This window comes from Rhizobium sp. WYCCWR10014, assembly GCF_001657485.1.
Classification (GTDB): Bacteria; Pseudomonadota; Alphaproteobacteria; order Rhizobiales; family Rhizobiaceae; genus Rhizobium.
This window is the reverse complement of sequence record NZ_LXFU01000052.1, coordinates 15,157-32,935: the sequence shown is the minus strand read 5'-3', so window position 1 is coordinate 32,935 and position 17,779 is coordinate 15,157. Positions and strand designations below refer to the sequence as shown.

General features: G+C 61.2%; 15 protein-coding genes. 11 read left to right on the top strand and 4 right to left on the bottom strand.

Annotation, left to right across the window (positions count from 1 at the left end; genetic code table 11):
- Nucleotides 1-87: 87 nt before the first annotated feature.
- The 10 genes from A6U98_RS32795 to A6U98_RS32750 all read left to right on the top strand — a co-directional run bounded on the left by A6U98_RS32795 (nt 88) and on the right by A6U98_RS32750 (nt 12,329).
- On the top strand, nt 88-1,551 hold the full coding sequence (locus A6U98_RS32795; protein ID WP_064655395.1) for an aldehyde dehydrogenase family protein: 1,464 nt from the start codon (nt 88-90) through the stop codon (nt 1,549-1,551).
- Nucleotides 1,552-1,560: 9 nt separating this feature from the next.
- Nucleotides 1,561-2,604 carry a tartrate dehydrogenase gene (locus tag A6U98_RS32790; protein WP_064655394.1) on the top strand — a complete coding sequence of 348 codons (1,044 nt, stop codon included), beginning with the start codon at nt 1,561-1,563 and terminating at the stop codon, nt 2,602-2,604.
- Nucleotides 2,605-2,632: 28 nt separating this feature from the next.
- Entirely contained in the window at nt 2,633-4,090 is a 1,458-nt protein-coding gene (locus A6U98_RS32785) for an NAD-dependent succinate-semialdehyde dehydrogenase (protein ID WP_064655393.1), read from the top strand.
- A 226-nt stretch (nt 4,091-4,316) separates the two neighbouring features.
- Nucleotides 4,317-6,272 (top strand): hypothetical protein, encoded by a 1,956-nt coding sequence (locus tag A6U98_RS32780; RefSeq protein WP_064655392.1) that lies wholly within the window; start codon nt 4,317-4,319, stop codon nt 6,270-6,272.
- Between the two features lie 41 nt (nt 6,273-6,313).
- Nucleotides 6,314-7,327 (top strand): phosphatase PAP2 family protein, encoded by a 1,014-nt coding sequence (locus A6U98_RS32775; protein ID WP_064655391.1) that lies wholly within the window; start codon nt 6,314-6,316, stop codon nt 7,325-7,327.
- A gap of 33 nt (nt 7,328-7,360) precedes the next feature.
- The gene (locus A6U98_RS32770) at nt 7,361-9,055 is read left to right on the top strand and encodes a S8 family serine peptidase (RefSeq protein WP_064655390.1); all 1,695 of its coding nucleotides are present in this window, start codon (nt 7,361-7,363) and stop codon (nt 9,053-9,055) included.
- Nucleotides 9,056-9,159: 104 nt separating this feature from the next.
- Complete coding sequence (locus A6U98_RS32765) at nt 9,160-10,743, top strand: HEXXH motif-containing putative peptide modification protein (protein WP_064655389.1); 1,584 nt, start codon at nt 9,160-9,162, stop codon at nt 10,741-10,743.
- Nucleotides 10,740-11,687 carry a ThiF family adenylyltransferase gene (locus A6U98_RS32760; protein ID WP_064655388.1) on the top strand — a complete coding sequence of 316 codons (948 nt, stop codon included), beginning with the start codon at nt 10,740-10,742 and terminating at the stop codon, nt 11,685-11,687. Before A6U98_RS32765 ends, A6U98_RS32760 begins: the two co-directional genes overlap by 4 nt.
- A 9-nt stretch (nt 11,688-11,696) precedes the next feature.
- Nucleotides 11,697-11,918 (top strand): hypothetical protein, encoded by a 222-nt coding sequence (locus A6U98_RS32755; protein ID WP_064655615.1) that lies wholly within the window; start codon nt 11,697-11,699, stop codon nt 11,916-11,918.
- Nucleotides 11,919-12,023: 105 nt separating this feature from the next.
- Entirely contained in the window at nt 12,024-12,329 is a 306-nt protein-coding gene (locus A6U98_RS32750) for a DUF982 domain-containing protein (protein WP_064655387.1), read from the top strand.
- Between the two features lie 44 nt (nt 12,330-12,373).
- Here A6U98_RS32750 and A6U98_RS32745 read toward each other — a convergent pair whose 3' ends face one another.
- The 4 genes from A6U98_RS32745 to A6U98_RS32730 form a co-directional block, all read right to left on the bottom strand.
- A complete protein-coding gene (locus tag A6U98_RS32745; RefSeq protein WP_064655386.1) occupies nt 12,374-13,648 on the bottom strand; it encodes an FAD-binding oxidoreductase in 1,275 nt (424 codons plus the stop codon).
- A 13-nt stretch (nt 13,649-13,661) separates the two neighbouring features.
- A complete protein-coding gene (locus A6U98_RS32740; protein WP_064655385.1) occupies nt 13,662-14,330 on the bottom strand; it encodes a haloacid dehalogenase type II in 669 nt (222 codons plus the stop codon).
- A gap of 171 nt (nt 14,331-14,501) precedes the next feature.
- Nucleotides 14,502-15,176: an aldolase gene (locus tag A6U98_RS32735; protein WP_064655384.1), complete on the bottom strand. Its 675-nt coding sequence runs from the start codon at nt 15,174-15,176 to the stop codon at nt 14,502-14,504.
- A gap of 16 nt (nt 15,177-15,192) precedes the next feature.
- A complete protein-coding gene (locus tag A6U98_RS32730; RefSeq protein WP_064655383.1) occupies nt 15,193-16,191 on the bottom strand; it encodes a LacI family DNA-binding transcriptional regulator in 999 nt (332 codons plus the stop codon).
- Nucleotides 16,192-16,429: 238 nt separating this feature from the next.
- Between A6U98_RS32730 and A6U98_RS32725 the strand changes: the two genes are divergently transcribed.
- Nucleotides 16,430-17,746, top strand: coding sequence for an MFS transporter (locus A6U98_RS32725; protein ID WP_064655382.1), 1,317 nt, complete (start codon nt 16,430-16,432; stop codon nt 17,744-17,746).
- Nucleotides 17,747-17,779 lie beyond the last annotated feature (33 nt).

Below are 17,779 nucleotides of genomic sequence, written 5' to 3'. Positions count from 1 at the left end.
ATTTTTCGCCGCTGCGGTATCACCGGTCGATGCATGCTGCTCGCATTCCCCAGTTAGGCTTGCCTCAGCCCATCCCGAGGACATGCGATGACACTCAGCTTCGATCCGAACACGATATCCCTGCCCGTCGGACATTTCATTGGCGGGCGGCTGGTTCCGGCCGAGGCCGTCATCGACATGCATCGCCCATCCGACGGCAAGGCCTATGCCGGCTGTCCGCTGGCCGACGAAGCCCTTGTCAATCACGCCGTCGAAACAGCCAGGACCGCATTGAAGACGAGCAATTGGGGCGGCATGCGGCCGCGCCAGCGCACTGTGGCGCTGCAGCGCTGGGCGGACCTGATCGAAGCCGAGGCGGAGACCCTCGCCAGGCTCGAGGCGCTTTCCTCGACACGGCCCATCGGTCATCTCGTCGCCGGCGACATCGCCGTCACCGCCGAACAGATCCGCTTCTTTGCCGAGTTCGCCGACAAGGAAGGCGGCGACCTCGTCCCGACCGACGATGCGAACTTTGGCATGATCATGACGGAACCCTATGGCGTCGTCGGCGCCATCACGCCTTGGAATTTTCCCTTGTCCATGGCCGGCTGGAAGCTCGGTCCGGCGCTGGCGGCAGGCAATGCAGTGGTGTTGAAGCCGTCGGAAATGACGCCGTTTTCGACGCTCTATCTCGCCGAACTTTCGGTGCGAGCCGGCCTGCCGGCAGGCCTCGTCAACATCGTGCTCGGCGACGGCCCGACCACCGGAAATGCCATCACCGGACATCCCGGCATCTCCAAGGTCAGCTTCACCGGTTCGACGGCGGCCGGCTCGGCGATCATGACCAATATCGCCCGCACCGGCGTCAAGCCGATGACGCTGGAACTCGGCGGCAAAAGCCCGCAACTGGTTTTCGCCGATGCCGATCTGGAGCTTGCGGCGGGCGCAATCGCCGGCAGCATTCTCTCCAACGCCGGTCAGGCCTGCGTTTGCGGCTCCCGCCTCATCGTCGAGGCGAAGGTGGCGGACGTGCTCGCAGCCGCACTTATCGAGAGGCTGGCAAACATCCGCCCCGGCCCCACCTGGGACGAGGCGACCGATTATTCGCCGGTGATCTCCGAACGACAGATCACCCGCATGGACGGTATCATCCGCGCCGCGACCGACGACGGCGCCGAGTGCCTCACCGGTGGCCGCCGCCTCGACCGCGAGGGTTATTTCTACGCACCGACCCTGATTTCCGGCGTGACGGCAACATCGCCGGCGGTTCTCGAGGAAATTTTTGGACCGGTGCTGACCATTCAGACCTTCGACGACGAGGAGGAGGCACTGAGCCTCGCCGACCATCCGGCCTATGGGCTTGCCGCCGGCCTCTTCACCCGCGATCTCTCGCGTGCCATCCGCGTGACGCGCCGCCTTCAGGCCGGCACCGTCTGGGTCAACCGCTACGGCCGCTCGCGCGACCATATCCTGCCGACCGGCGGTTACAAGCAGTCCGGCATCGGCAAGGATCTCGGCCGCGACGCCTATCTCGCCAACCGCAAGAGCAAGAGTGTGCTCATCAGCCTGTGAGGACCTGCGATGAAAACCTACAAAATCGCCCTTCTGCCCGGAGACGGCATCGGCCGCGACGTGACGGCAGCAGCCTGGGCCGTGCTCGAAAAGGCAGCTCAATCGAACGGATTTTCTCTTGATGCAACCAGCTATCCCTGGTCCTGCGACTACTATCTGGAGAACGGTAGCATGATGCCCGCCGATGGCATCGAAACGCTCAGATCCTTCGATGCCATCCTGCTCGGCGCCGTCGGCTGGCCGGCAAAAGTACCGGATTCGGTGTCGCTGCACGGACTTCTGCTGCCGATCCGCAAGGCTTTCGTGCAATATGCCAATATCCGGCCGCACCGGCTGCTGCCGGGTGTACAGGGGCCGTTGCGGTCTGACGGCTTCGACATCCTCTGCATTCGTGAAAATACCGAAGGCGAATATTCCGGCGCCGGTGGCCGCGTCCACCAGGGCACCGATAATGAGGTAGCGGTCGAGACTTCGATTTTCACCCGCACGGGGGTCGAGCGCATCCTGCGCTTCGGCTTTGAAAAAGCGCGTGCGCGCAGCGGCAAGCTTGCCTCGGTGACGAAGTCCAACGCCCAGAAATATTCGATGGTCTTCTGGGACGAGATCACCCAGAAGCTTTCTGCGGAATATCCCGATGTCGAGGTGACCAGCTACCATATCGACGCCATGGCCGCCCGCATGGTCATGGCGCCTGACAGTCTCGACGTCGTTGTCGCCTCCAACCTGTTCGGCGACATCCTGACCGACCTCGGCGCCGCCATCCAGGGCGGGCTCGGCTTTGCAGCCTCCGCCAATATCAATCCCGATCGCTCGGCGCCATCGATGTTTGAACCGGTCCACGGCTCCGCGCCCGATATCGCTCATCTCGGCATCGCCAATCCGATCGCCGCCATCTGGTCGGGCGCGATGATGCTGGAGCATTTGGGAGAAGCGGCTACCGCCGCAACGGTGATGGCATCAATCGAGGCGACGACGGCACGCGGCATCGGCGCAATTCCCGGCAAGGACAAGACCGACGTGATCACGGCATCAGTGCTTTCAGTACTTGGCTGATCAATGGGGCTGATCAATGGAGAACAGAATGAACGGATTAAGGGATAGCAGCCTGCTTCGCCAGCTGGGGCTGATCGACGGAGAATGGCGCGGGGCTCAAGCCGGGCGCACGATCGAGGTGATCGACCCGGCGACGCAGCGCGTGCTGGGCACGGTGCCCGACATGGACGGAACCGATACGAGGGCGGCAATCGCCGCGGCGGAGAAAGCCTTTGGTTCATGGCGCGCAAAGACCAATGCCGAGCGCGGCGCATTGCTGGAAGCCTGGCATGATCTGATGCTCGACAATATCGAGGATCTGGCGCTGATCCTCACCCGCGAGCAGGGCAAGCCACTGACGGAAGCGCGCGGCGAAATCCGCTATGGCGCCTCGTTCATCAAATGGTTCTCCGAGGAGGCGCGCCGCATCGGCGGGACGACCATTCCCTCACCGACGACCGACCGGCGGATCGTCGTTCTGAAGGAGCCCGTCGGCGTATCGGCGATCATCACACCGTGGAATTTTCCGAATGCGATGATCACCCGCAAGGTCGGGCCGGCACTCGCCGCAGGCTGCACGGTCGTCGTCAAGCCATCGGACCTGACCCCTTATTCGGCCCTAGCGCTCGGCGTATTGGCGGAGCGCGCCGGCATCCCGAAGGGCGTCATCAATATCGTCACCGGCATGCCGGCTGGCATCGGCGACGAGCTGATGGCGAACCAGACCGTCCGCAAGATCTCTTTCACCGGCTCGACCCGCGTCGGCTCGCTGCTGATGCGCGGCGCGGCCGACAGCGTCAAGCGGCTCAGCCTCGAACTCGGCGGCAACGCGCCGTTCATCGTCTTCGACGACGCCGATCTCGATCTTGCCGTGGAAGGCGCAATCGCATCGAAATTCCGCAATGGCGGGCAGACCTGCGTTTGCGCCAACCGCCTTCTCGTCCAGTCCGGCGTCTACGAGGCCTTTGCCGCCAAACTTTCCGCACGCGTATCGGCCATGAGGGTTGGGGCCGGCACGGATGCCGGCACGGATATCGGGCCGATGATCAACAAGGCGGCGATCGAGAAGATCAAGCGTCACGTCGACGATGCGGTGGAAAAAGGAGCGAGGATCCTCGCCACCGCAGATTCCATGCCTGAAGGCGATCAATATGCGGTGCCGATGGTGCTCGGCGGTGCAACGACCGAGATGCAGCTTGCCAGCGAAGAGACCTTCGGACCAGTCGCCCCGCTTTTCCGTTTCGACCACGAGGAAGAGGCGATCCGCATCGCCAACGCCACGCCCTTCGGCCTTGCGGCCTATTTCTACACCGAGAGCCTGAAACGCTCCTGGCGTGTCGCCGAAGCGCTCGAATTCGGCATGGTCGGCCTCAACACAGGGGCGATCTCCACCGAGGTGGCTCCCTTCGGCGGCATCAAACAATCCGGTCTTGGCCGCGAGGGCGCGCAGTGCGGCATCGAGGAATATCTCGAAATGAAGAGCTTCCATATTGGTGGGCTCGCCTGACTAAAGGAAAATAAAAGATCGCCGGGCCATTATCCCGGCGCTGGATGATCGGAGCGACTGTCGATGCTCCTGCTGGAGTAACTCTGACACGTCGTTTTGAGTACTCCGCAGCCTTTGGCGAATCCTCGCAAAATTACGGTGCCAAAACAACATTTCTTTGACGCTGCTTTGACGGCAGGGTGCTACGGCCGGTTTGCGAAGTTACGCAGAGGGATTTCAACCGGTTATGCTTCAGTTCGATCATCGTCATAGCATAGATTTACATTTCGCAATCCCGGTTTCCCTTCCCGGTTGCTTGCCAGGAGCCGAAGTTGTGGCAGACTGCCCCCTGGATGCTAGGTTTTCCGGCCGCCAAACGAGCGTATCGGAGGCAGCGGGGGCGGGGCCGTTGGATCGCATGAACAAGGAGCACTATCCGTTTCGGATGTTCCTGCTCGGGCCTTTTGCCCTTGTGGACGCCGCGGGGCGGTCGGTTGCTCCGAAATCCAAAAAGGCACAGGCTCTTCTGGCGATGCTTGCATTGTCCACCCGGGGCTCGCGCTCGAGAATCTGGCTTAGGGACAAGTTATGGAGCGATCGCTCCGATGACCAGGCGGCAGCCAGTCTGCGCCAGGCGCTTTTGGACATTCATAAGAGTCTGGGGCCGGCACGTGATCTCTTGATTGCGGATAAGAATACCGTTTGGCTGGATATGGACCGACTCGTGCTCGATACCGACCTGGTGGTTCAGACGGAGCGGTCTCCGGATCAAGTCACCGACGAATTGCTCGAAGGTATCGACATCCGCGATCCCGAATTCGAAGACTGGTTAGCGCTGGAAAGGCAAAACTGGTATCGCCGTCTCGATGAAGGACAAGTCCACGACGTCTTCGAGCCGCGACAGCAGCCGAGCCGCGATGTCGCCAAACATTCCGCCTTGCTGCCGTTAACAGGCGCCCCGGATACGTCGAGAACAGGCAAACCCGTGGACATCGCCAGCAGCGGTCCATATGGGCGGCGGGTTGGCGGTCCTTGGCAATGGATGATGGCTCTTCTATCCCCCATCGTGGTGGGTGCCGGAGAGGGTGGACAAATTGCTGCGACACGGTTCCAGAACCTCATTGCAAAAGCCATCATCGATGGGCTGGGCTTTGGCGTCACCGACCTCTCCTTCACCTTGCCGCATATTGAAGAGAACGAACAGCAGATCAGCCTTCCCATATGCCTACAGCTTCGCCTCACGTTTGATGGTGACATGGTGCTGATCGAACTGGTGATGAAGCACCTGATCAACAACCGCATTCATTGGCTGGGCAGTCAGGCAATCAACCGCACGCAGTTCGAGCGGGGCGAGTTCGGCATCGCCGCTGCGCTGATCAGCCAGGCCGTCGATCAACTGGCCTATTTCCAGGAGATCCAGGCAACCGACAGCCGATTGTCGCAAGACGGTCTCCTGATCGATGCCGTCAATGCGATCTTCCGGCTGTCGCGCGACGACCTCGATAATGCGGAACGGCGCCTGGAAGAACAGATCCAGTTTCAGCCGCGGTCATCGACTTTTGCCTGGCTGTCATTCATTCGGACTTTCCAGGTCGGCCAGCGCTTCAACGCGCTGGACGCGCATCTGATCGAGGAAGCCCAGGCCTATGCACGCAAGGCGCTGGAACTCGATCCGCAGAATTCCGTGTCGCTCGCGCTCGTCGGCCACGTCCATTCGTTCCTGTTCGGCGAATACGACTATGCGGCCAACCTGTTCGAAAAATCGATCCGCCTGAATCCGGCCCTGCCGCTCGGTTGGGACCTCTACGCGATGCTGCACTGCTATGCAGGCCAGCCCGACAAGGCGGTGGCGATGGCGCGTTGGGTACAAGAGCTCGGCGTCTACAGCCCGCATAAATATTACTTCGATACGACCAAATGCATTGCCTCAGCGCTTGCAGGCGATCATGCCGCAGCCATAGCTGCAGGCGAAGAAGCCCTGCGGACACGGCCGAACTTCAACAGTCTGCTGCGCTATCTTGCCTCCAGTCATGCCCATTCCAACGATCTCGTCGGCGCGCGGCATTATCTGGGGCGTCTTGAGGCTGCCGAGGGCGACTTCTCCATCAACGCCTTCCGCGGCAGCGGCTATCCGCTACTCGACACAGGCGGCGGCCAGATCTTGATCGACGGCCTGCTCAAAGCCGGCGCCAAGCTGCGCTGAACCCCGGACAATTCTTCACATCATCGCGCAAGGAGGCTGCAATGGAAGCGGACACTGCCCACGAATCGCAATCAAAATTAGTTTTATTTCTAAACAGTTATAAATTCAGGATTGAGCCGGATACGGTCCTTCCATGCGAACCGAGGGACGATGCCGGTGCGTCGCCGGCTGCACCCGATGCAGCCTCCGAACCTGCGCTTTCCCCCGGCACGGTTGAAGATGCATCGGCTCTGGCAGGGCCCATGATGGCGACGATGGCCGTAGCCTCGGTCCTCACGAGCGTGGCGAACAAGTCGGTGCTCAACAAGGCATCGCTGAACAAAAACAAGAACAAAAATAAGAACAAGAACAAGAACAAGAACAAGTCGACGATGGACGGCGCCAGCCTCGGCGTGTCGCAGCTTATCCCTTCCTTCGAGCTGCGCAGGCTGCACCAGCAGCCGTCACGCAACGCCTATACCGCGGCGCGGCGCTTCACCTGGGAAATGCTGGATATACTTCCGCCGCCCGGCCCGGATTATACCCGCCTCGAAACGACGGTGCTGCTCTCCATGCAGCGCCGCGACCGCGAACGCGTGCGGCGCCTGCCCGACATCCAAATCGAGTCGACGATCTCCGTCGGGGAATTCACCCGCGCATTGCATATCGAGGATCTCGGCGGTTTCGAGCAGACGGAAGGGCTTTTCCAGGCGATCCTGACGGCCTGCGAATATGTCGGACTGATCTACAAGAGCCAGTTCAACCGGCTGCGGCCAAACCAGTTTGAGCCCATGCTGCGGCCGTTGCTGGCCGTGCCGGTCCACGAGTCCTATCCCAGCAACCATTCGTTCCAGTGCTTTTCGATCGCCTTCGCGTTCTCGACGATCCTGCCGGAACATCCGGCCACCGACGAGCTTGCCCGCATCGCCCAGAACGTCGCCGAAAATCGCGAATGGGCCGGCCTGCACTATCCGAGCGACACGCAGGCAGGGCGAGATCTCGCCCGACGCTTCGCTCCCTACCTCCACGACGCGTTCGGCCCTCTGTTCCAGGCCGTACACGACGAATGGGTCTGAATTCTCCAGCTGCTGCTCAACGGGGTTACAACCATGACGGATCAAACACACATGCCTGAGCCCGCGCCGATCAACTACTACTATCTCTGGCACCTGACTGCTCTTGGCGTAGTCGACGCGGAATACGGATCGGCTCCGCCGGCGCCTCCAGCGCCCGATGCGAGCGCCGCACGCGCGCTCCCCGATCCCCTCATCACCGGCACGGTCTGGGATGCCATCGCTTCCGCCGGCCCGCTGCGACCCGCCCGGGTCGCGCTGATCGACGTCGGCGTATCTCCGGATCATCCCAATCTGGCAACGCGGCTTGACCGGGAGGCGTCAATCGATTTGACGACCCATCGCTACGGCGCGCGCGTGCTCGAAATTCTCGATACGACCACGTCCTTTGACCGCGAGGAAAGACATGCCTTCTTTGCCGGGCTCGACATCGCTCCGCTCGGCAATATGGGCCTTTCGAACGACGACCGAGACTATCTCGGTGATCTGGTTGCCGAATACGCCGCGTCGGAGGGTGTTCTCCGGCGGCTCTACAATCCGGAATCGCTGTTTGCGTCGCATGGTACCTGTTGTGCAGGGCTGATCGTCGGCGAACCCGCCGCTGTTGCGGAAGAAGGCACGCCAAGCCTTCCGCCAGAAGGAGCTTTCTATGGGAATGGCGACGAGCTGCGGACGAGCGGCAATCGCAATGTCATCCCCTATTTCGGCGTTGATCCTTTCTCAAGGCTCATCTCGATCAGAACATCCTTCGAAGACGATGTCCGGCAGTTCATTGCGGCCTTCCTCTATGCCTATCTTCAGAAAGCAGACGTAATCGTCTTGCCACGCGGTCTGCCTGACCCGAAACGCAGCATCGTTGATCCGAAGAACGAGCTGAAGGCCGACCTGGAATTATGGAAAAACCAGGATGCCGCCAATCTGTTCACGCGTATTGCCCTTGCTGATCAAGGTGGGCCTGAACTGGAGCCGAAGGCTGCGCAGAAAGGCTCCAATCCGGATCGCCCATGGCATGTCCTCAAACAACTCATCCTCGCCATCAGCCGGCACATCCCGATCGTCTGCGCTGCAGGAAACAGTGGCGAGAGCCAGCTGATCTATCCGGCAAGTCTTGCCGCCGACAACAACGGCGTCATTGCAGTTGGAGCCGTTACCGTCGAAGGTTTCCGTTCGGGCTACAGCAATTACGGTGAAGGATTGACGGTTGTCTCCCCCTCCGACGACGGGGAAGTCTTCAACAGGCATCAGTTGCGCCTCGACCGGCTTTCTCCATTTGCCGCGCAGCACGACTACAGCGCTTTTCGAACGCGGGAATATTGCTATTCGCACTTCTCGCTGCTGACGACCGACCTATCGGGGATTTTCGGCTATGATCATGGCTCCGATCCGTGGTCGGCCATCGTGCCGTTCGGAACCAATCCCGGCATCGGGGGCGGATACTACACCACCTTCGGGGGCACATCAGGCGCGGCGGCGCAGGTGGGCGGGCTATGTGCCCTGATACAGCGGGCCTACAAAAGCCGCCACAATCTGGGTGACCGCCTCTCGGGACCTCAAGTGAAATCGATTCTGAAGACCGCATCCCGCCTGGACGCCATTGTCGCACCCGGAACGAGGAAATTGACAGCGGATTGCATGAACGCCGAAAGCGAGGACGCCGTCGAGATGGGCTATTTCTTTGGATCGGGCCTGCCAAATGCGCGGGCAGCGGTGCAGGCAGCCCTGGCCATCTGAAGCCCGGGGATGCTTTTCGAGAGATTCCAAGCCTCCTCTGTCGAGGGGGCTTTTTCTTTGTTTACGCCCTTTTTACGGATTTTTAACGCGGTACTGGCGGGCGAATGACGCCCTTGGGCGATAGTGCCTCTCAACGGACGACGCGCAACGTTCCGATGCCGGACGAAGCCGTCCCGAACTCCGGCATTTTTGCCCGAGATGCAACCTTGATCCGCCCGAAGACAAACTCACGGAGGCTGCCGATGTCCGAAGCCCGCATACAACAGTTGGCAGATGAGGCGCGCCTCCTGCTCAAGCGCAATCCTCTGATGGCAAGTTCCGTCTCCCTGCAGCGCGTGGCAACACGCAACCTTTTGAAGCGACGCTTCCAATATGGCCGCACGCTTGCGGCGGCTTCGAAGCTCGCCGGTTGTTCGGCTGGGGTAGAGGCACTGTCAGGTTATTTCCCCGAACTTGCAGATGGCGGATACACTCGCCTGCCGGAGCTTCCGCCAGCGGTCGCCGGACCGGTTGGCGCCGACCCTTACCGTTCATCCGTACTTGCAGCCTGGATGGGTGCGCTCGCGCGCAGTCTGGAATGGCAGGCAGCCCGCCCCGATGTGCAGGTCGTCGGCCGCTATCTGCAGCCGGATCTGATCGCATCGGATCTTGAACTCGAACGTCAGACAGCGTGCCGGCTCTCTTGCGGCATCGGCCTCGTGCACATCGAAAGTCCGGCGCGAAGCCGTATCCTGCAAGCCCTCCTCCGCCAATGCATGCCGGACTATCCCCGGCCCGGCTATCCGATCACCGACGATGCGGAATTGGATCGAATCGCCGACCATCTGGAGAAGGCCTTCGCATTGATCGCGGACTTGGACGAGTACGGCCATCAGCGTCTGATCGCCGGCCTGCACACGCTTTACGTTGGGGTGCGGCGCGAACCGCAGTGCTCCTTTTCGAGTTCGAACGAATTGCCGGGCAGCGCGCTCATCGTCCTTTCCAGAGAGAGATTGCGCGCCGGCGATCATGCCGCGACAGCGGCCCAACTGCTTCATGAGGCGGGGAATATCCTGCTCGGGTTCTATACGACCTCGGCGGCGGCATCCCTGCCCGGCGAGTTTCAATATGTTTCCCCATACAAGAAGGACTTACAGACGCTCGAGAGCATCCTGCATACGGCCTACACCATTCCCTGGGAGTGCGCCTTGCGCATGGCATGCCTATCCACCGAGGCGGATCCTGAGCGCCGCGCCCGGAAAGCGGCATTCATAATCGCCTATGCCGCGCGGCAAGTCCCGCTTATCGACATCGCTCGGAAAGGTATCGAACGTCTCGGCGGCGATGTCCTCCTCGACCTCCCAGACATCGCCGCCATTCCCTCCTGGAGCAGTCGGATCTTGTTCCTCGTCAGCCAGTTGCTTGCCGAAGAACCCATTGCGCACCGGCAGGCGCATCTTGCCGAGCGCCAGCGAGTTCTCGATCGCCAAGCCTGGGATATCGGACAGATGCTGCTGCGCGGCAAGGAACCGATCGATCCTCGGATGGGCCGGCGAGAAATCGATGACAGCGGCGACAATGTCAGCCTCTGGTACGACGGCAAATTCCACGTGATTGTGAAGACCCCCGACCATGCGATGGGCGAGGATTACGGTCACTACGCCGCGACGATCCGCGGAGTTGCGCCTAGCGAGATGGAGGCGATGTGATGGTCAATGATCGGTCCAAACGATTGTCAGCGACCGCCACGGCGTCCGTCGACTTCCCAAACCTCGTCACCCACAGCCTTGGGCGGGGCGGCCGGGGGGCTCTGTTCACCGGCAATAGTGCCGATTCTGTCGAGGAACAGAGCCCCCATGTTACCAGGTCTGCGTTCGTCGTCTCGTTGAAGGCTTCCGATATGCCGGCGGAGGACGAATATGACTCCGCTGCAATCGATCACCACGACACCATCCTGACGCCTCTTTGCCATCGGCAACGCGACGTCGCACGGTTTTGCGATATCGACTTCGTCATCATCGGATGCGGCGACTTGGGCTCACAGATCGCCATCCAGCTTGCGACCCTCGGCGCGCGCCATTTCCTTCTCGTGGATGCGGATCGTATCGACGAGAAGGATTTGAACCGTCTCCCTTGGGCGAGCGAGGCGAATCTCGGCTGGCTGAAGACGGACAGGCTGGCGACCCATCTGGCCGCGGGTTTCTCGGCCTATGTCTTCGCACTGCCCGAATTTGCGGAAGGCGCCTCGGCGCTGCGGTTAATCGCAGACTACGCCAATAACCCGTTCTTCATCCTCGCCGGTGACGATTCTCATCCAACCCAAGATCTCCTGTCGGCCTGCCGAGCATTGAAAGCCGGCCTGCCGCCGCATCTGCATGTCGGCCGCTCTGCAAACTATTGCATGGCAGGTCCTTTGGTCTTGGTGCATGAGGACGCATGTTCCGTCTGCCATTGCGCCACCCAAGTCGCAACCGACGGCAGCTTTCGCACCCTGCCGGCCACCGTCGACAACCCATTGGTCGCCGGCCTTGCCGTGTCGCAGATCGCCCAAAACTGCCTTTCGAGACACTCGGTCGCCCGGGGACGCCAATGGATATTGGACCTCAAAGGCGATCAACCCGAGCTGCGCTCTCTTAAAACACCCCGAATGTAAGGTATGTCCATGATCGCGCTATTTTCCTCGGAATATTGTTGCTCCGTTGGCGCAACTGCCGGAAAGAACGATGAGCTGACGATAACCGAAGCTCTTCGTGATCCGCTGATCGCCATCGTCATGCGCGCGGATGGCGTGACCTCCGAAGAATTCAAGCGACTCCTTGAGGCGGCAGCCCGCGAGCTAAAAGCCAATCTAGCGAACTCCTCCTCCCCACCAGCCGGAGGATAATCACGTGATTGTCGAAACGACACGGGAGATGGTTGACGAACATGTGTGGCCAATCTCGGTCCAAACCATGACTCGGCATTGGCCGTTCCGCGGAGTTCAGGGGCAATGAGATTCGATATGGTGAGAAAGTTCCCAACGATAATTCTTGTCTTTGCCGAAGGGAAAGATCGCAAGGTGATCCGTACCGCTCACGAGGCTGCCCAACTATTGCTGAAGGAATGGCCCACCGACGATGGTGAGGAATTCCTCACAGCGGTGAGAATCTGTTTGGAGGTCCTTACCGGAGAGAGCGAGCCCGAGCAATTGCATGAGGCAATCGTCCGCGCGGCATATGAAGCGGGTATTGCAGTGATCACGACTGATAACCGCCTTGGGATTCTCAGGATCTATCCAGTCAGCGAGGCCAGATAGTTGACCCCCGCGCAGGTGCTCAACTCAATCCTGCCCCCGCCCCGTTACTGGAAGCGATCGAGGGTCTTGTAATAGAGCCCGACGAGCGGCAGGAACCACGGCTTTCCGAAATGGCCGGGAACGGCCGGCCATTCCAGCCCCTTGATCGGATTACGGTCGACCTTGCCGAGGATAGCGTCGGCCATGATCATGCCGAGATGGGTGGAGAGCTGGGCGCCGTGGCCGGAATAGCCCATGGCATACCAGACACCATCGACATAGCCGGCGCGCGGATAGCGGTCCTTGGTCATGTCGACGAGCCCGCCCCAGCAATAGTCGATTTCGACGCCGGCAAGCTGCGGGAAGATTTCAGCAAGGCTGGCGCGCAGAATATCGCCGCTCCTTGCGTCCGATCGTTGATCCGACGTGGCGGAAAACCGGGCGCGACCGCCGAAGATCAGCCGCTTGTCGGGCGACAGCCGGAAATAGTTGCCGATGTTCATCGACGTGACGCAGGTGCGGTTGCCAGGCATCGTAGCGGCGATTTCGGCGTCGGTCAGCGGACGGGTGGCGATGAGGAAGCTGCCGACGGAAACGATCCGGCGGCGGAAATAGTTAAGGAGCGACGGCGTATAGGCGCCTGTCGCGACCAGCACGTGGTCTGCGGTGACGGTGCCCCGTGCGGTCGTCAGGCTGTGGCGACCATTGCCCTGCCGGTGTGCGGTCACCGCCGCCCCTTCGAAGATCGTGGCGCCGTGGCGGGCGGCTGCCGTAGCGAGCCCAGCGACATAGCGGCCCATATGCATCATCGCGCTCTTCTTCGAGAGCATGGCGCCATGGAAGGGCGACCCAACCTCGCTTTCCAGGTCACTCGCCGTCAGAAGTGCGGTGTCCGGATCGACCTCTCTGTGAACAGCCTCGAAATTGCGGGCAATGGCATCGAAATGCTGCGGCTTGGAGGCAAGCTTCAGCTTTCCGGCGCGGCGGAAATTGCAGTCGATTCCCTCTTCGGCAATGATCGCCTCGATCGTGTCGATGGAATCGTCGAACGCCTTGTAGAGGGCAACGGCCCGCTCCACGCCGAGTGCTGATTTGGCGGACAGGAAACTGTGGGCGAGCCCGTTGTTGAGGTGGCCGCCATTGCGCCCCGACGCTCCCCAGCCGACCCGTTCGGCCTCCAGCACCACGACCTTGACGCCGGCCTTCGCGAGCTGGCGCGCTGCGGCAAGCCCGGTGAAGCCGGCGCCGATGACGGCGACGTCGTAATGTCCTTCGACGGGGCCGTGAGCGCCGCCGGCAAAGGCTGGTGCCGTGTCGTGCCAGTAGGATTCGAACTGCATCCGCGTGTCTCCGTCAGAGCCCGACGACGCCAGGCAGGCCCGAGATGTCAGGAATTTCGACATAACCGTAATAAGGGTTGGCCGGCTCATGGCCGCGATTGACCCAAACCTTGTTTTTGATGCCGAGATCGTGGGCCGACATCAGGTCGTAGCGGAAGGAGGACGAGCAATGCAGCACATCTTCCGGCCCACAGCCCAGCATATCGAGCATATATTCAAAGCCCTTGAAGCGTGGCTTGTAGGACTGCGCCTGCTCGGCGGTATAGACCGCATGGAAGGGCGCACCCAGCTTTTCGACGTTCGACATGATCTGCGAATTCATGGCGTTGGAGAGAATGACCAAAGGGATTTCCTTGGCGACCTTGGCGAGACCGGCCGGGACATCCGAATGCGGCCCCCAGGTCGGAACCCGCTCATAGATCATCCGGGCGGCTTCATCGCGAAAGGTCACGCCGTTGCGCTTGCATGTCCGCTCGAGCGAATTGTGCACGACCTCGGCATAGGGTTTCCAGTCACCCAGGATCTCGTCGAGCCGATAGGCGGCGAAATTCTTGATGAACTCCGCCATGCGCCGCTCGTCGAGCTCTTCGCCGTAGAGGTCGCGCGCCCCTTCCGCCATCTGAAAATTGGTCAGCGTGCCGTAGCAGTCGAAGGTGATGTATTTCGGACGGAACGTCGTCATTTGCGTATCCTTGAGCGATCGGAACTGGGGACGTGTCACAATCATAGGCATCGCTTCGCCCGCAACTCGCCTGAATTGGCGGCATCGAAAGCAGAATCTATCGTATCGAAAGCAGGGTTTGGCAGAAGGTTGCGCGCTTGCCCGCGGTCAACGGCCAGCGGAGTGACGCCTTCAATCGCCGTCGTGATCGTGATCGTGATGCGACGGAAGGTCGAGGCCGAAGGTTTCGACGAGATCGGCCACCTGCGCCGGACTGAGGAAACGGGGATTGAGGTTGCGCAACAGCAGATAGAGCTTCGCCGTTTCCTCGAGTTCCTCGGTCGCAAAGACCGCCGCCTCCAGGCTGTCACCGGCGACCACAGGTCCGTGATTGGCCAGCAGCACCGACGAATACTTACCCGCCAGCCCGCGAATGGCGTCGGCCACATCAGGATCGCCCGGACGATAATAGGGCACCAGTGCGGTTTCGCCGGCGCGCATCAGATAATATGGCGTCATCGGCGGCAGGGCGGCGCGCGGATCGATCTCCGGCAGCATGGTCAGTGCCACCGCGTGGGTGGAGTGAAGATGGACGATGGCGCGGGCGCTGCCGCGCGTATCGTAAAGGGCCGTGTGCAGCGGAATTTCCTTGGTCGGCTTGTCGCCGGACAGGAGCCGGCCTTCGGCATCGAGCCTGGAGATCCGTGCCGGGTCGAGAAAGCCCAGCGAGGCGTTGGTCGGCGTGACCAGCCAGCCGCCGTCCTCCAGCCGCAACGATATGTTGCCCGACGAGCCGGGCGTCAGCCCACGCTCGAACAGCGAGCGGCCGTATCGGCAGATTTCCTCACGCAGGCGCGCGTCGGACATGACAGTTCCTCCAATATTAGGCGGTTGCCCCTTCGATCAGTTCAAAGCCGAGATCGACTGCCTGCGGTGGCGCATTGGCGACGACCATCTGCGCGGCTATCTGCCCCGTCGCCACGCGCGGCGTTCGGATGGTCGACAAGGGTTGCGGTGTTGCTCGGCCGATATCGAGGCCGTTATAGCCGAAAATGGCGAGCTTCGAGGGGATCGCGATTCCCTCGGCCAGACAGTGAAAATAACCGCCCAGCGCCATGTCGTCGTTGGAAAAATAAACCGCATCGAGATCGCTCGTCTGGGCAAGCAGCCGCTCCAGCCCCAACCTGCCATTTTCCACGGACGAAGCGCCTGGGAGAATCTCGCGGGCGACGAGCGGGGCGTCATGCGCAGCGAGCGTTTCGCAAAAGCTGGAAAACCGCTTGCCGGCACGGGTATCGCGGTTCAGGTCGTGGCCGACATAGCCGATCCGGCGATAGCCCCGCTTCAGCAGGAAGGCAGCGCTCTCCCGTCCGGCCGCGCGGTTCGAGAAGCCGACCGCGATGTCGAGAGCATCGCCGTCCAGATCGAGCAGTTCGACGACCCGGCACCCGCTGGCGCGTAGCATCTTCACCGTGCCCTCGGTATGCTCGCATCCCGCCAGCATGACCGCCGCCGGCCGCCAGGCGAGCATCGCGGCGGCGAGCGCTTCCTCCTTGCCCGGATCATAATCGGTCACGGAGAATACCGCCTGATACCGGTTTTCCTCCAGAACGGCGCTGGCACCGCGCAGCACGTCGGGGAAGACGATGTTGGACAGCGAGGGAATTACGAAGGCGACAAGACGCGAACCGGTGGAGGCAAGCGTTCCCGCGATCCGGTTCGGCACATAGCCCAGCCGCTCGACCGCGGCCATCACCCGCTCCCGCGTCTTGCCGGAAAACGAACCGTGGTTGCGCAGTACGCGCGACACCGTGCTCTCGCCAACACCGGCCGCCTCCGCGACTTCGGCAAGCGTTGCCGTCGGTTGATGTTTGAATTCCATCGTTACGTTTGAACCCGACTGTTGGGGTGGTTGCCCGGCCTGCCCGCCCGATGACCACCGCGTTTTCACCATTTTTCACCGCTCCCGCCAAGAAGCAAGGTTTTTTTGGCAGCGCTACCAATTTGCTGTTGGCAGCGCTGCCAAAATGAATTAATGAAAATGGCAGCGCTGCCAAAATGGCTCGGCGTGCCGCGGGAGGATCGACAGGAGACCGCGGCAACAATCGGAGGAGAAAACCATGACGCTGCAGACGCAGGCGCCAGTCGTTGGCGCACATCCCGCCCAGACGCTCGAAGACCGTGCCTATGGCAAGGTATTCTGGCGCATCGTACCCTTTTTGATGCTGTGCTACGTGGTCGCCTATCTCGACCGCGTCAATGTCGGCTTCGCCAAGCTGCAGATGTCGAGCGAGCTCGGTCTTTCGGAAGCCGCCTATGGCATCGGCGCGGGCATTTTCTTCATCGGCTATTTTCTGTTTGAAGTGCCGAGCAACATCATCATGAACAAGGTTGGCGCACGGGTGTGGATCGCCCGCATCATGCTGACCTGGGGCGTCATTTCGGCCGCTTTCATGTTCACCTCTTCGGAAACCGTCTTCTATGTCCTGCGTTTCCTGCTGGGCGTTGCCGAAGCCGGATTTTTCCCCGGCATCATTCTCTATCTGACCGCGTGGTATCCGGCCCATCGCCGCGCCAGGATCATCACCACCTTCATGTCGGCGATCCCGATCTCCGCGATTTTCGGCAATCCGCTTTCGGGTCTCCTGATGGACAGTTTTCACGGCACGCACGGACTTTCCGGCTGGCAGTGGATGTTCCTGATCGAAGCCATTCCGGCCATTCTTTTCGGCGTTGCGACGTTGTTCTACCTTGATGATACGATCCAGGGCGCGAAATGGCTGAACGATGAGGAAAAAGGCGTGCTGACGGCCAATATCGAGGCGGAGAACCGGGCCAAGACGGCCAGCCCGCACAGCATCGGCGCAACGCTGACCGACCGTCGCGTCTGGCTGATGTGCCTGATCTATTTCTGCTTCGTGCTCGGGCAATATGGCCTGAATTTCTGGATGCCGACCATCGTCAAGGCCTCGGGCGTCAGCGGAAACCTCAATATCGGCCTGATTTCCGCGATCCCCTATATCTGCACATTTGTTGCCATGCTGGCGCTCGGACGTTCCGCCGACAGGCTGCGCGAACGCCGCTGGCACCTCGTCGTCCCGGCCCTCATCGCCGCCGGCGGTTTCGTTGCGGCGACGATGGCGACGAGCACGACCGTCTCGATTGTCTGCCTCTCGCTGGCTGCTGCCGGCGCCATTAGTTGCGCGCCGCTGTTCTGGTCGCTTCCGACGGCTTTTCTTGCAGGTACGGGCGCTGCGGCCGGCATTGCCTGGATCAATTCCGTCGGCAATCTCGCCGGGTTTCTCGGGCCGTTTCTGGTAGGCTATCTCAAAGACTTCACCGGCACCAACAGCGCCGGCATGTATCTGCTGGCGGCGGCCTTGGTCATTGGTTCGCTGGCCGTGTTGACGGTTCCTGCGAAAACCGTCAATCGCTAGACCACAGCCCCTCCGGGTTAGTACCCGGAGGGC

Bases quoted from the DNA above. Each gene is read 5' to 3' on its own strand.
- A6U98_RS32780 (WP_064655392.1), top strand. From the start codon at position 4,317: ATGCTTCAGTTCGATCATCGTCATAGCATAGATTTACATTTCGCAATC.
- A6U98_RS32785 (WP_064655393.1), top strand. From the start codon at position 2,633: ATGAACGGATTAAGGGATAGCAGCCTGCTTCGCCAGCTGGGGCTGATC.
- A6U98_RS32725 (WP_064655382.1), top strand. From the start codon at position 16,430: ATGACGCTGCAGACGCAGGCGCCAGTCGTTGGCGCACATCCCGCCCAG.
- A6U98_RS32750 (WP_064655387.1), top strand. From the start codon at position 12,024: ATGAGATTCGATATGGTGAGAAAGTTCCCAACGATAATTCTTGTCTTT.
- A6U98_RS32740 (WP_064655385.1), bottom strand. From the start codon at position 14,330: ATGACGACGTTCCGTCCGAAATACATCACCTTCGACTGCTACGGCACG.
- A6U98_RS32770 (WP_064655390.1), top strand. From the start codon at position 7,361: ATGACGGATCAAACACACATGCCTGAGCCCGCGCCGATCAACTACTAC.
- A6U98_RS32775 (WP_064655391.1), top strand. From the start codon at position 6,314: ATGGAAGCGGACACTGCCCACGAATCGCAATCAAAATTAGTTTTATTT.
- A6U98_RS32735 (WP_064655384.1), bottom strand. From the start codon at position 15,176: ATGTCCGACGCGCGCCTGCGTGAGGAAATCTGCCGATACGGCCGCTCG.
- A6U98_RS32790 (WP_064655394.1), top strand. From the start codon at position 1,561: ATGAAAACCTACAAAATCGCCCTTCTGCCCGGAGACGGCATCGGCCGC.
- A6U98_RS32795 (WP_064655395.1), top strand. From the start codon at position 88: ATGACACTCAGCTTCGATCCGAACACGATATCCCTGCCCGTCGGACAT.
- A6U98_RS32745 (WP_064655386.1), bottom strand. From the start codon at position 13,648: ATGCAGTTCGAATCCTACTGGCACGACACGGCACCAGCCTTTGCCGGC.
- A6U98_RS32765 (WP_064655389.1), top strand. From the start codon at position 9,160: ATGACGCCCTTGGGCGATAGTGCCTCTCAACGGACGACGCGCAACGTT.
- A6U98_RS32755 (WP_064655615.1), top strand. From the start codon at position 11,697: ATGATCGCGCTATTTTCCTCGGAATATTGTTGCTCCGTTGGCGCAACT.
- A6U98_RS32730 (WP_064655383.1), bottom strand. From the start codon at position 16,191: ATGGAATTCAAACATCAACCGACGGCAACGCTTGCCGAAGTCGCGGAG.